Genomic DNA, 14,127 nt, shown 5'->3' on the forward strand with positions numbered 1-14,127 from the left:
CATGGACGGTGCGTGCGGCGAGGCGCACTTGGTCGTGGTCGTGCTCTGAGAACGCTGGCTGCGCGAGCCTACACCGCTTACTGACGCCTCCTACGGCACCATTTGTCTGCTAATTAGGCCTGCTGCCTACTGGCCCCAAGGAGATTCTGATGAACGAGGTCAGCGGACCTGGGCGGCACTTCGGGAGTCCGATGCCCCGACGTCCTTAAGCAGGCAATGAGGCTCGGCCTGCTTCCCGGCCAGAGGGCCACAACCGATCGTTCGACCAGATACGTGCGGATGCCAGCGAGTGCTGCGCAGAGCACGTGGAGGAGGGAAAGCGACCATGCCCCCCGTGCACCATGAAAAGATCTTCGAAGACGCCATCGAATCAGCCCTTCTCTCGCGCGGTTGGATGAAGGGCGCGGGCGATCTCTACGACCACGCTCTCGGTCTGAACCCCACCGAGCTGCTGCACTTCGTACAGGCGACGCAGCCCAAGGAGTGGGCGCGTCTGGTCACCGCGCAGTCCGGGGACGACGCGTCCGCCATGCGACGCCTGGCGGACGTTGTGGCAAAGGCGATCGACGCCGACGGCGCACTGGAAGTGCTGCGGCACGGAGTGAAGGACCGGGGTATCACCTTCCGACTCGCCTACTTCAGGCCCGCGCACACCATCGCCGCCGACGCGCTGGAGCCGTACAGCAAGAACTTTCTCAGCGTTATCCGTCAGTTCCGTTACTCCACTACCTCCACCGATGCCCTTGACTTGGTGTTGTTCGTCAACGGCATTCCGATCGCAACGGCCGAACTGAAGAATGCTCTTACCGGCCAGACAGTGGAGGACGCCAAGGAGCAGTACCGCAAGGACCGAGACCCTAAGGAACTGCTGTTCGCCAGGCGCGCACTGGTCCATTTCGCGGTCGACCAGGATCTGGTGTTCGTCACCACGCGGCTGGCGAGGGAGAAGACCCGGTTCCTGCCGTTCAACATGGGCACCGGCGGGCCGGGCAACAAGGGTGGCGCGGGCAACCCGGACATCCCCGAGGGCGGCACCTACCGGACTGCGTACCTCTGGGAGCGGATCTGGCACCCCGACACCTGGATGGACTTGCTCAAGCGCTTCCTGCACGTCGAGGACGAGGACGTGAAGAAGGGCCGGGGCCGCAAGCCGTACTCCGGCAAGGCCCACAAACTGCCGCTGATCTTCCCGCGTTACCACCAGTGGGACGCGGTGCAGAAGCTGACCGCGCACGCCAAGAAGTACGGCTCCGGCCAGAACTATCTAGTGGAGCACTCGGCGGGCTCGGGAAAGTCGAACACGATCGCTTGGCTGGCGCACGCGCTGTCGAACCTGCATACCTCGGGCAGCCTGGTGGAGATCGACGAGTCCGCGCTGGCAAAGGGGTATCAGCCGAATCAGCCGGTGTTCGACAAGGTCATCGTGATCACTGACCGGGTGGTGCTGGATCGGCAGCTCCAGGAGACGATCTACCAGTTCGAGCACACGCCGGGCGTGGTCAAGCGGATCGACCAGAGCTCGTCCCAGCTCGCCGAGGCGCTCCAAGGCGAGACCGCCCGGGTCATCATCACCACGCTGCAGAAGTTCCCGCACATCTTGCACCAGGTCGAGGGCCTTCGCGGCAAGCGGTTCGCGGTAATCGTGGACGAGGCGCACTCGTCTCAGTCGGGCGAGGGCGCCGCAGCACTCAAGCGCGTGCTGCGCCGGCTCGGCAGTGACGACATTGACGAGGACGGCAACCTGCTGACCGCGAGCGCACTCGCCCGGGGCAGGCATGACAGCCTGTCCTACTTCGCGTTCACCGCAACGCCGAAGAATAAGACGCTCACCCTGTTCGGCACGCCAGGAGAGGACGGCAAGCCGCGCGCCGCCCATACTTACTCGATGCGACAAGCGATCGAGGAGGGCTTCATCCTCGACGTACTGAAGAACTACGTCACCTACAAGACGCTGTGGCGACTGATGAGCCAGGAGCCCGACGATCGCGAGGTGGAACGGCGTAAGGGACAGGCTCTGCTCGCCCGGTTCGCCGAGCTGCACCCCACCAGCATGCAGCAGCGGGCCCAAATCATCGTCGAGCACTTCCGCCGGCACACCGCGCCACAGATGGGCGGGCGGTCCAAGGCGATGGTGGTCACCCGCTCGCGGGAGCACGCGCTCCGGCTCGGGCAGGCGATCCGCGACTACGTCGAGCTCAACGGCTACGACAACTGCGGCACGCTCATCGCCTTTTCTCAGACGCTGAAGCTCAAGGACGAGCACGGGGTCGAGACCGAGTACACCGAGGCAGGCCTGAACGGGTTCGGAGAGAAGGAACTGCCGGACAGGTTCGCCTACTGCCGGGCCGACGACCGCTCACCGAACGCCGGGGAGAAGGCCGAGTACCGGATCCTGGTCGTGGCGGACAAATACCAGACCGGCTTCGACCAGCCGTTGCTGACCACGATGTACGTGGACAAGAAGTTGGCCGGCGTGGCGGCGGTCCAGACGCTGTCGCGGTTGAACCGCACACACCGGCTCAAGTCGCAGGGCGACATCTTCGTGCTGGACTTCGCCAACGAGGCTGAGGCCATCCAGGCGGAGTTCCAGCCGTACTTCGAGGGCACCGCCACCGAGGAGATCGATCCCAACCTGCTCCACCGGCGGGCGGCGGCCGTCTTGGGGCATGCCTTGCTCGTGGCCTCAGAGATGCAGGCCCTCGCTGAGGCATATCTTCAGGCGGAGCGGACTTCTGCGACGCAGCGTGACTGGGAGAAGGCGCACGCGGCGCTCTATCGCCATACCGAGCCCGCCGTGCGGCGCTTCGAGGAGCGGCAGCAGGAGGACCTGGCCAACGACAGCGACTCGGCCGAGCAGTTCCGGGCCGACCTGCGGGGCTACGTGCGGCTGTACGGTTTCCTGTCGCAGGTCGTGCCGTACACCGACGACGAGCTGGAGCGGCTCTACCTGTTCGGCAGGTTCCTGCTCAACCGGCTGCCGCGCAGGGAGGACCCGGCGGTGGACATCGGGGAGATCGACCTCACCCACCTGCGGATCAGCAAAACCGGCGAGCACGATGTCAGTCTGGCTCCGATTCCCGGGGGAGAGGTGACGCTCCCCGCCACTTCAGGTGCAGGTGGGGCGGCGGCCGAGCCCGAGATGACGTCGCTACGCGCCCTGATCGCCGCGGTCAACGACAAGTACGGTCTCGGCCTGTCGGAGTCCGATCAAATCTGGGTGGAGCAACAATTCGAGGAAGCCGTCGCAGACGAGTCGCTGAAGGTCGCCGCACTGGTCAATGATGAGGCGAACTTCGGAGAGGTCTTCGCTGACCACCTGGAGAAGGTCGTGGTCGACCGGCACACCGGGAACACCAATCTGGTGCAGCGCTTCTTCGACGACTCGCTCTTCCGCTCGCGGATAACCGAACTGGGCCGGAAGCAGGTTTATCGAATGATCAGGGAAAGCAGGGACATTCAGTGATATAAGCGTGATCGTGGATGCTGGGACGGTCATCGGCGATCGGTACGAGCTTGTCACCCGCCTGGGTGAGGGTGGCTACGGCGAAGTCTGGAAAGGGTTCGACCAGTCACTGGACCGGCACGTGGCTGTCAAGTTCGTCCGCCCGGAAAAGTTCCTCACGCCGGAGGAGCGTAAGGAGGCCGAGCAGCGATTCCGCCGGGAGGCCCGGGTCACGGCCCGGCTCCGGCATCCAGGCGTGCCTGTCGTCTATGACGTCGGCACCCTTAACGGATCGCACTTTCTGGTGATGGAACTGGTCGAGGGCTATCGCATCGACCATCTGATTGACGCGCACAATCCTCTGCCGGTGGCCTGGGCGGCGGCCATCGCTGCCCAGGTGTGCGCCGTACTGACCGTCGCCCATGCCCAGTCGCTCATCCACCGGGATCTGAAACCGGTGAACCTCATCCTGTGCGCGGACGGCACAGTCAAAGTGCTCGACTTCGGCATCGTTGCCATGCTGGACGCGCCGAGCGCAACGAAGATCACTCGGGCGGGGCATGGCGTGGGAACCTACTTCTACATGCCCTCCGAGCAGGCCATAACCGGGAAGGCGGACGCGCGAAGCGATCTGTACGCGCTCGGCTGCGTACTTCACGAGTTGCTGGCGGGCGAGAGGGTTTTCCAGTCCGCGATCGCGCAGGCGGAGATGGCGCGTCACTACTCCGAGCCACCCCCGCCGCTGCGGTCGCTGCGCCCGGATGTGCCCACTGGTATCGAGCAACTCGTCCTGTCGCTGCTGGCCAAGAATCCCGCTGACCGGCCGGCCTCCGCCGCGGAGGTCTACGAGCGGTTACTACCTCATGTCGTCGCGCTGCCGCCACTGCCTGGTACGACGGTGGTAGCACCATTTCCGGACCCGGGCCGTATGTACGCGGCGGTGGTCGAGCGGATCGCGGAGACCGCCCTGGTTGGCCCCCCGGTTCCGGCTTCGTCACCGGCACCTACCCCTCGCCTGTCGAAGGGGGACCTGGTCGCGGCCAAGGGGCGAGCCGAGGAACTCGCCTTGGCCGGACGACTCAGTCAGGCGGTCGAAATTCTCGAAGAAGCCGTCAGGGCCGGTGAGGCGCTCGTGGGGGAGCGGCAGCTGGTGATCGCATTGCGGATGGACCTGGCGAACGCCCGATTCGCCGCCCGCGACTACGTCGCGGCGCTGGACGATTTCGACGAACTTCTGCCCGTGCTCACGGAGATGCTCGGCGCAGATCACCAGGCAGTCCTCGGCTGCCGCTACAACCAAACGCTCAGCCTGGTGGCTCTCGGAAGGGATGAGGATGCGCTGGACAAGATGGCAGCCCTGCTCGCGGATGTGCAAGCTGCGGTGGGTGAGCACGATGTCCTCGCGTTGGAACTTCGCCGTGAAGCTGCCGAGCTGATGGCGAGGATGGGTGACCATCAAGGGGCTCGTGCCTATCTGCATGCGCTACTGCCGGACATGGTCGCTATCCTGGGAGCGGACAATCCGGAGACCGAGCACGTACGCGCGCTGCTGGGGAACCTGGACCGGCTCAGTGATTAACTCGCGATCGTCATCAAGGCTTCGTGGATCGACGGTCTCAGCCTCGGACTCTTCGTAGAAACGGGCGGTCAGCGGATCATCCAGCGGTGGTGGTGCGGCAAGCAGAGCGGGCCAGTAGCGAGCGATGGAGTCGCGGAGTTGGAACTGCGTAGCGGCATATGCCTAGATGGCTCGGATTTGCGCGCAAGTGGTGCCATGATCTCTGTGTCACGTTCCTACAAGGGGAATTCATGGTCAAGCCAAGCGGGATGCCGTTGCAGGTTCGTCACGTCGCGGATGCGCTGCACAAGGAGTTCGACGGCCTGATCCATATGGGCGATGCAACGAAGATGTCGCCGGAAGAGTTCGAGCGAAAGTTTCTCAGTCGAGCGTTGGCTGCCTTCGTGGCCCGGCGGCTTGCCGATCTCACTCCGGAGCAAGCCGGAGATGCCGTCATCGACGGTGCGAACGACGTCGGCATCGATGCGATCGCCTTCGCCGACAACGGTCTCCACCTGCTCTTGATTCAGAGCAAATGGAAGGACAGGGGAACTGCCGGCTTCGGCATCGACGATGCTCGCGCATTCTGGGATGGGCTGACCTCCATCGACCAGCAGAATTTCGAACGGTTCAACGAGCGGTTCGAGGCCCACGCTGAGCAGGTCAAAGCTGTCCTTACCGATCCTCGCGGCCGCATCACTCTTGTCGTCGTACTGATGGGTGGGGGGACACTTTCGTCAGCGGTGTTGGAACGGTTCGACGCCCTGAAGAGCGAGTTCAACACCGGCTTCGATAAGAAGCTCGACCACGACGTATGGTCCTTGCAGCGGATTTGGGAAGCGGTGCGAGGCGGGCTCGCCGAGCCACCGATCCAGTTAAGCGCCCACATGGATGAATGGATCCGCATCGGCGAGCCCTACGACGCCTATCAAGGCCGGGCGTCGGCGGTGGAAATCGCTCACTGGTTCGATACCCACGGTGACCGGCTCTTCTCGAAGAACATCCGGCAATCGCTGGGGCTCACCGCGGTGAACCATGAGCTCGTCAGCACACTCGTCAACAGCCCTCACGACTTCTGGTACTTCAACAACGGGATCACTGTTCTCTGCGATCGCGTGGAACGGAAGGCCTGGAGCCTCGGCCACAAAGGGCCGGCCGAGGTTCTCATGGAAGGGGCAAGTGTGGTCAACGGCGCCCAGACCGTGGCCGCTATCGCGGAAGCGGCTCGCAGGGCTCCGGACGGGGTTGCGGAGGCTTACGTCGGCCTCAAGGTCATCAGTACGGGGAACTGTCCCGAAGGCTTCGGCAACTCCGTGACGCGGGCAACGAATGTTCAGAACCGGGTCGAGCAGCGGGACCTTGTCGTCGCATTGGACTCGGCTCAGATCGCCATCCGTGAGGACTTCGCTCTCTCCCTGGACAAGACCTACACGTTCCGGCGAGGCGAGCCAGACCCGCTTCCCGAAGCCGGCTGCTCCGTGGTGCAGGCAGCGATTGCTCTGGCGTGTGCCCACCGCAAAGTCGACCTGGCCGTCCGTGCGAAGCGGAGCACGGACCTGCTCTGGGAAGCCGAAACCTACGCCCTTCTGTTCAAACCGGCGCCCACCGCGTTTCAGATCTGGCATTCGTACCTCATCATGCGGGCCGTGGGCGCGGCGCTCCAGGACGCCAAGACGAAGTGGACAGGGCGGGCTCGAGCCGTCGCCGAGCAGGCCGACTTCCTAATTACCCATATCGTGTTCAGGCGCATAGATCCGGAAGGCATCGACACGCCTGACTATGACCTCGCGTCGGTGCTCGCGCGGATCCCGGAGTTGGTTGACTCCGTGCTGACCTGGTTGATCTTCTGCATCGACGACGAGTTTGGTGCCACCTCCTTCATCAGCAGCACGATCACCAACCCTGTTCGATGCGCGCTGCTTGTCGATCTCGTTGTCGCGCGCCTGGCGGACACCACTCTCAGCCCGGACCTGCCATCCGACTACAAGCCGGCTCCTCGCCCGAAGCGGCAGCGGCGACCGAATGCGGTTCCCACGCTGGTGGACGCCGGTCGGATTCGGGACGGCACCATCTTGTCGTTCGAGTACGCCACGAAGCCCGAACGAGAGGCCCTCCAGTCCTGGCTGGCCGAGGATTCGCGCCGAGGCCAAGCGGCCTGGGTCAACGACCGATCCAAGCCTCTCGTATGGGCGATCGATGGGAGGAGATACTCGCCGACCGGCCTGGTGACGGAGATTTGGAACAGGGCCGGCTGGTCGCCGGACGTTCGCCCGGTCGCTGTACAGGGCCCCTCTCGCTGGTCGATCAAGGGAGAAGGCACTCTGTGGGAACTCGCACTCGATGTTCTCGCCAAGCAGGAGGAAGAAGGCGATGAAGGTCGTGCGTGACACGCGCAAGGTGCAAACTGCGGTGTTCGACGACCGGGACTCGGATGCCGGAGCGTCGCTTCCCGTAGACCCATGGTCGGCGGAGCGTTTTCGCGATCTTTACGAGGGGCGAACGTTCTGGTGTGGTCACCTGCTTCGCGGCTGTGGCCAGCAATTGAGCATCAAGATCTACGATGACAGAGTCGCGCACTTCGCCCACCGGCCAGGGCCACGCATGACGTCATCGAGAGCGTGCGAACTACATGATCGCGGCATCGCCAGCGCGGACCACCTTCACATCCACAATGGGCTGGCAGGTGTGGTCCAGCAGCGCAGTGGCATGCCGCGCCAGCGGTTCGAGGGCATTTTCAACGACTATAGCTGCTCGGAACTCGTGATCCGAGATCGACACGCAATCATTCAGGTCCAACTGGAACCAATGCTTTCGGGGACCTGGACCGCCTGCGATCGCCGTCTGCGGGAGGAGAACGAGAGAGTCAGCTGGCTCTTCGGGCCCAGGGCATCTCATACGGCGGAACATGTGGCCGGCCTGCACGGCTACGCTCTCCTGGTCCGCTGTGACCAGCGACAGGATCGCCGCGTCGTGCAGCTCGGAACGCTTACCGCCGACAGCCGAGTCGGCTGGTCCGATCTGTACGAGTGTCGCATTACGGAGAACGGCATCATCACACCGGAAATGGAAGCATGGCAGGCGTCTCTGCCGGAGAAAACGCAGGAGTCCTGGCCGGTGGACTTTCTTACCGCAGTGGCTCGCCCACTTGAGCCTGTGGCGCGTCCTCTGGGCGGCCTAGGCATCCCGGCAGGAACCTGTGGGGTGCCTGTAGAGGTAATCCCCAGGCAAGGCGGGGATGTCCTGCAAGCGCGAATCTTGGTGCCAGACCGGCTGACGTTCACAGTCGGAGAAGATCACGAGATCGTGGGTGTGTCGCGAGTCAAGCGCGTTGATCGCTCTGAACGGCCGTGGGACGTCTTCGCTGACGGCTTGCGTCCACTCGGCACGATGTCCGCCGTGCCCATTGCTTCTGCGGAAGTTGAGCGACAGGTCAATGCGGAGCAGAAACGAGCGAGGTCGGCTGCACACCCGGCTCCGAAAAGGTCCGTGCCACGCCAAGTGATCACGCAAGGGGAGATCTGGAAGGCGAGGGACGAGATGTACGGCGTCCTCGACATGATTAAGCGTGCGAGGGAGGCTGAGGATGTTGCGCAGGTGGTTGAGCTCCTGCATCGGGCACGCCCAGTGCTGAAAACGCTCGCCGGACACGACAGGTGGGACAGAGCGCAACTGGAGCGAGCCGAGCGCTGGGTAGGAGAGAAGCGAAAGCACGAGGCGCGCCAGCAGCAGGAAGCGGCCAAGGCGGAAGAAAGCGCTCGCGTTGGGGCCGAATATGCGCTAATCCGTGAAGTGTATCGGCTTGAAGAATGGAAAGTGCGGCAGCAGCTCGAGCAACAAAAGGAGGAGGAGCGCCGAGCTCGTGCAGAGGAACTTGAGCGAGCAAGAGCTACACGCCGTGCAGAGGAACAGGCCTGGCGTAAAGAGGAGGACGAGATCCGTCGGCTCAAACTCCGCTACGCATGGCCGTCGCCCCGCGCCGCAGTTCTCCCCTCTCAGCTTCGCGATTTCCTCCAGGCTGTAGCCGCTCGGGGAGAGACGGTTACTTGGGTGTCGGTCGCCCTCAGCGTGAACGGAGCCGCATGGCTTACCGGCGATGATTGGGTCTCGGTACTTGCGGCGATGGACCAGGACCGGAACAGGCCCCTGCTTGCGGCTTTGATCACGATGCTGGACGGTAGGATGGACCCTGGCTTCGCGGACGTGCTGGCGAGGCATGGTCGTCCGCGACCTGACAGTCCTTCGGAACTTCAAATTGTGTGGCAAGACGAACTCAAACGCCTCTACACAACGTACGGAGTGTAGGTGGCCACAGCCATCTAGACCTACCTCTCCGCCTCATTGAACGACTTCACGTCTGGCTTCTACTGATGGGCGACTGGGCGCCCGGTGGGGAGAAGAGCTTCGCGTGCGGCGTGGCTAAGGGCAGCTTGCGTACTTGCGGGCACAAGTCAAAAGTGAGGCTCTTCCAACCTGATCGCGCTGGTCAGCAGGGGGCGGCGCCGGGATGGGTTGGCATGAGAAGAGGCTCCCGGTAAGACAGCAGTCGACCAAGATCCGATGCCTCTACCGGAGAGCCTCGTTGCTGTCTTACCGTGCCTCGATTCCGCTGTCCAATCACGCCCTGATCCGCCTGGCCGAGCTGATCCGCGCCCGACGTTCCGAGCGCCGCTGCCGGTGGCGGCGCCTGGACCCATCCCGGCAAGCCCTGCTCGTACTCGCCCACCTGCGCAACGGTGACACCTACGCCCGCCTGGCCGCCGGCTTTCACATCGGCACCAGCACCGCCTGGCGCTACGTCCGCGAAGCGACCGACCTGCTCGCCATACTCGCCGACGACGTCCACGCCGCCGTCTTACGCGCCGGCCGACTGGCCTACACCATCCTGGACGGCACCCTCATTCCGATCGACCGGCTGGCCGACGAACGGCCGTACTACTCCGGTAAACACCGCCGTCACGGCGTGAACGTGCAGGTCCTGGCCGATCCAGCCGGCCGGCTGGTGTGGGCCTCACCCGCGTTGCCCGGTGCCACGCATGACCTGACCGCGGCGCGCGCCACGGGCCTGATCGACGCGCTGACCGCCGCAGGGGTGAAGACCTTCGCCGACAAGGGATATCAGGGCGCGGGCGGCAGCATCCGCACGCCGTTCAAAGGCCATCGGCTGCGGCCGCCGCTGTCGCGCCATCAGCGCTCGGTCAACCGCGCACACGCTCGCATCCGCGCCTGTGGGGAACGCGCCGTTGCCACCTTGAAGACCTGGAAGGTCTTGACCCGGCTGCGCTGCTGCCCACACCGCGCCACCACATTCGTGCAGGCCATCCTCGTCCTTCAGCTCATCGAAGAAGGCCGCTACTCAGGATGAAAAGGGCTCAGTGAATGGTGGGCTTATACGGGCTGAGCCCCTGCTACACCCGGCGCAGGTCCGAGGGAAGGGCCGCGCAGGCCATCGAACATGACGGACAGGGTGCGCGTGCGCAGGCCCTCCTCCCACTGACCACGCTCAGCAGCTAGGCAGGCGGCGCTGAGCAGGGCGAGCAGTTCGGGGATGCGCACGTCGGCGCGAACGTCTTCGGCCTGCTGGGCACGAGTCAGCAACGTCTCGATCGCAGCCACCATCTCCCTGCTCAGCTCGTTCATGCCGACCTTGACGTCGATGCCCGCATCCGTGAGGGCGTCCACCAGAGTCTTCTTGTGTGTGGCGTCTTCGACGACGCGGGTGAAGAAGCGGAAGAACGCTGCGCCCGGTTCCTCGGAGACGGCCAGGTCACGGGCCTCGTCCACGAGCGTGCGCACGCAGGCCACGACGATTGCCTCGTACAGGGCTTCCTTGGTGGGGAACTGCCGGTCGATGGTGGCCTATACCGCTTCATAACTCATCGAATGCAGTCTGCGGCTTTGACATCGATGCGCTGCGTAAGCAAGATCGCGCTCTATGTCGGTTCGTCTGCTGTGTCTGGCCTTGATTCGGATGTTCGGTTCGCTGGTGCTGCTGGGGTCGTGGTCAGGAGTCCAAGGGATGCCGAGATCATGGTGCTCCGGCATGAGGTGGCGGTGTTGAAGCGTCAGGTCGTCCGGTCCGAACGCAGGATCCGCCGCACGGTCGCTTCACTCACCTGCACGCCGAGCCGAACCAGTTCGCCACGTACCCGCCGATACCCCCCACCTGGCGTTCTGGCGCGGCAAACAGAGGATCAGATCCCGGACCTCCTTCCTCATCTCAGGAAGGCCGGCGTGCTGTGGGTAGGTCCATGAGTGTTTGATTAAACGCCGATGCCAGGCAAGAGGGTGCCTGGGGTGACCAACCGATGAGCTCGCAGCTCCGTCGGCAGGAAGCGCGCCAATGCCGTCCAAGCGCGCCCGATCCGCCCAGTCCGGCTTTAAGCCGACACCGGCTGGCGCTAAGAAGCTCCGACACCTCTTGGCGGACGCTTTTACGGCAGCAAGCGAAAGGGCTGCTCACCTGCGACTTCTTCCATGTCGACACGATCTTCTTGAAACGTCTGTACGTGTTGTTCGTGATGGAGCTGGACACACGACGCGTGCACGTCCTGGGCGTCACCGCTCATCCCACCGGCGCCTGGACCGCTCAGCAGGTGAGAAATCTGATCATGGATCTCGGGCGCCGGACCATGTCTTTCGGCTCCTCATCCGTGACTGGGATACCAGTTCACTGCCGTCTTCGACGAGGTCTTCACCAGCCTGAGCGTCACGGTGATGAAGACGCTGCCGCGTACGCCCTGAGCCAACTGCTACGCCGAACGCTGGGGTCCGAACCGTCCGAGGCGAATGCACCGACCGGATGCTGATCTACGACGAACGCCACTTGCGATCAGTCCTGAACGAGTACGCCGAGTACTACAACCACCATTACCCCGCATCAATCCCGATCAACAACGCCCGCCAAGACGAGCATGCCGTGGTGCCGTTGGAAGGCGGATTCAGCGCCGGAAGGTGCTCAGCGGAGCCATCAACGAGTACCGCCGAGCCGCCTGACCGACCCAATGAAACACCAGTTCAAACCACGTGCACGAGTTTGAAGCGGTACAGGCGTGGGATACGCTCAGGGAACCGTCTCGCTGATTATTCATGGGGTAGTGGTCTACCTGGGCGTACCTCTGATAGGACGGAATCTAAAAAAGGACCTCTTCCGCGATGTAGAAGCCAAGCAACGAGACACACTCTTCCTGTACTGTCGCTACAACTTCTTTATGCCTAAGTGAACCTGCGAAAGTACGCACCCCAGCCATCTCACCATAAGCTAGGTTGAAGCTCCCCTGCTCTGTGATCAAGCAAAGAGAGTCATACAGCTCAACGGCGAAGCCGCCACTTACGGGATAGGTTTGAAGAATCTCACTGGCGCGGACAGACTCAAGTCCAACACTTAGATACTTCTTACTGGGCCGGACTTCGACATCCATGCCGCTCTTGGCGCGAAGGTCAATAACTCGGAGCCGATCGTTTAGGGCTGCCAGCAAATGGTAGCTCGAGTTCCCGATAACCTCGAAAGAGCCTGTGTTATGGTTGTCGACGTTAGTCCTCATTGAGGTAGACGCTGCCGACAGGGCCGCCGAGCTTAGATCCAGCGAATCTTCATAGCCGATCACCTGACTATCGTCATAACGCGCACTTCGATGGGGACGAGCCTCCTCGATTTGCGCAAGGAGAAGATTTGGCACCGAAGCATCTGTGTAGTTCAGTAGATTGTGCTGAACAAAGGAAGTCGCAAGGGAGAAATCAGCCACCTGCTTCCAGTGCGCCTTTTGGAAGCCGTGCAATGAACCGTCCGGCTCCATGTAGTTGATTCTCGCGAAATACAACCCCTTCTTTTCGGCTGAAGCATTGATGGCAGAGTAGCGTGTAGCGATCCGGGCAACCCTAAAGTCGGTCTGCTGGTCAATGCCATAGCTGAGCGCAGGCTTTTTCTCGTTGATATATGTTTCCAGCAAGCCGTCGGGTGTGCCAAGATAGACGCGGTTGGCATAAATGCATGTGTCTAGCACTGGGCCACTATAGCGTTCGGATTCATTCAGCGAGAAAAGATGATCTGGTATGTGAACGACGATCCGAGATGTCTCGCGAAAAGGGCGCAGATATGCTGCCTCTACCTCGGGAACCCGCATCATCGCCCGGAATTGCTCTCCAACTTTCCAATCATTCCGGAATATTAGAGTCTGAACGATATTGGCGATCGACGCCCCATACGTGCGTGCCAGGTGCTTCACTGCCTCCTCGAGATCGAGGAACCGAAGTCCGCCTTCGCGATCCCAGATATATAGACGCCGCTTATATAGCCACAGGTCTCTGTATTCGCCTGTAATCTTGATCTCTACGCTAAGAAGCTTGGTCACTACAATCGCCTCGTCAAAATGCGCCTGTATGTGGTCCAGGTAATAAGCTTTTGTCTATACCAGTAATCGACGATACTGTCGGGAGGAGGGCTGTGAAAAGGCATATTCTTCCTTCCGCCGACGGGAAACCCGTGCCATGGGTCTACGGTATTTACGGGAGCGAAAAAGAAGGCCATGCGCTCGCCATTTCTGCCAAAGAATGGCTCTCCTTCGGGAGATATGGCCCAATAGTGTCCGTCTTCGTCTGGAAGGTTCGTATGCTCCGCTTCGCAGAAAACGTGACACTCATCTGGCCGAGGTATGGCCCAGAGCGACTTTGGGTGCTTCGTACCACTCTCGGCACGGTGACGATCCATGGATAAGTATGATGTCCGCGCACAGGATAAAAATAGAATGCCCGCAGGATTTGGGCCAACACGCTCACAACGTCGCTCCACTGCTCCAGTGCACGCCCTTCCGATACCTGAGCTTCGGACTCCCGCGAGTGACACTAGCTCGAAAGCGGATGACTGTATAGCTTGCGCCCCCTGAACAGTGAACTGATAGTTGACCTTGCACCTGCTGCGGCTGCCGCCTTCTACGCACGCCGCAACGCCGCCCCCGGGCCGAGAGGTCGACGCATCTGAGCCGCGGGTTCAGGGCACACCATATCCACCGAATCTAGGACGATTCATTCCACCGCGAGAGCTTGTCACCTGAAGTGTGTAAAGATCCTTTCTGGGTGATGGAGAACCCTCTTTACCTGATCCGTCCTGGGTAGGCGATATCGAGTTCGATGA

General features: G+C 62.3%; 7 protein-coding genes. 5 read left to right on the plus strand and 2 right to left on the minus strand.

The features are described 5' to 3' along the window. The first annotated feature begins 325 nt into the window (after nt 1–325). The 5 genes from ACIBF7_RS44745 (at nt 326) to ACIBF7_RS44765 (ending at nt 10,362) form a co-directional block, all read left to right on the plus strand. Nucleotides 326–3,463 (plus strand): type I restriction endonuclease subunit R, encoded by a 3,138-nt coding sequence (locus ACIBF7_RS44745; RefSeq protein ID WP_397199901.1) that lies wholly within the window; start codon nt 326–328, stop codon nt 3,461–3,463. A 7-nt stretch (nt 3,464–3,470) separates the two neighbouring features. Then, a complete protein-coding gene (locus ACIBF7_RS44750; RefSeq protein ID WP_397199902.1) occupies nt 3,471–5,021 on the plus strand; it encodes a protein kinase in 1,551 nt (516 codons plus the stop codon). A gap of 230 nt (nt 5,022–5,251) precedes the next feature. Then, nucleotides 5,252–7,387 (plus strand): AIPR family protein, encoded by a 2,136-nt coding sequence (locus ACIBF7_RS44755; RefSeq protein WP_397199903.1) that lies wholly within the window; start codon nt 5,252–5,254, stop codon nt 7,385–7,387. Next, nucleotides 7,371–9,302, plus strand: a complete 1,932-nt coding sequence (locus ACIBF7_RS44760; protein WP_397199904.1) for a hypothetical protein — start codon at nt 7,371–7,373, stop codon at nt 9,300–9,302. Before ACIBF7_RS44755 ends, ACIBF7_RS44760 begins: the two co-directional genes overlap by 17 nt. 277 nt (nt 9,303–9,579) lie before the next feature. Continuing rightward, nucleotides 9,580–10,362: a transposase family protein gene (locus tag ACIBF7_RS44765; RefSeq protein WP_397199905.1), complete on the plus strand. Its 783-nt coding sequence runs from the start codon at nt 9,580–9,582 to the stop codon at nt 10,360–10,362. 23 nt (nt 10,363–10,385) lie between these two features. Here the strand turns inward: ACIBF7_RS44765 and ACIBF7_RS44770 are convergent, their stop codons facing one another. Continuing rightward, complete coding sequence (locus tag ACIBF7_RS44770; RefSeq protein ID WP_364446069.1) at nt 10,386–10,793, minus strand: hypothetical protein; 408 nt, start codon at nt 10,791–10,793, stop codon at nt 10,386–10,388. Between the two features lie 1,337 nt (nt 10,794–12,130). After that, nucleotides 12,131–13,348, minus strand: coding sequence for a hypothetical protein (locus tag ACIBF7_RS44775; protein WP_397199906.1), 1,218 nt, complete (start codon nt 13,346–13,348; stop codon nt 12,131–12,133). Nucleotides 13,349–14,127 lie beyond the last annotated feature (779 nt).

It is taken from the genome of Nonomuraea sp. NPDC050478 (assembly GCF_044458265.1).
Lineage (GTDB): Bacteria > Actinomycetota > Actinomycetes > Streptosporangiales > Streptosporangiaceae > Nonomuraea > Nonomuraea ferruginea.

What these genes read in the sequence shown, in the direction of transcription:
- ACIBF7_RS44745 (WP_397199901.1), top strand. Translation starts at nt 326, where the DNA reads ATGCCCCCCGTGCACCATGAAAAGATCTTCGAAGACGCCATCGAATCA.
- ACIBF7_RS44755 (WP_397199903.1), top strand. Translation starts at nt 5,252, where the DNA reads ATGGTCAAGCCAAGCGGGATGCCGTTGCAGGTTCGTCACGTCGCGGAT.
- ACIBF7_RS44760 (WP_397199904.1), top strand. Translation starts at nt 7,371, where the DNA reads ATGAAGGTCGTGCGTGACACGCGCAAGGTGCAAACTGCGGTGTTCGAC.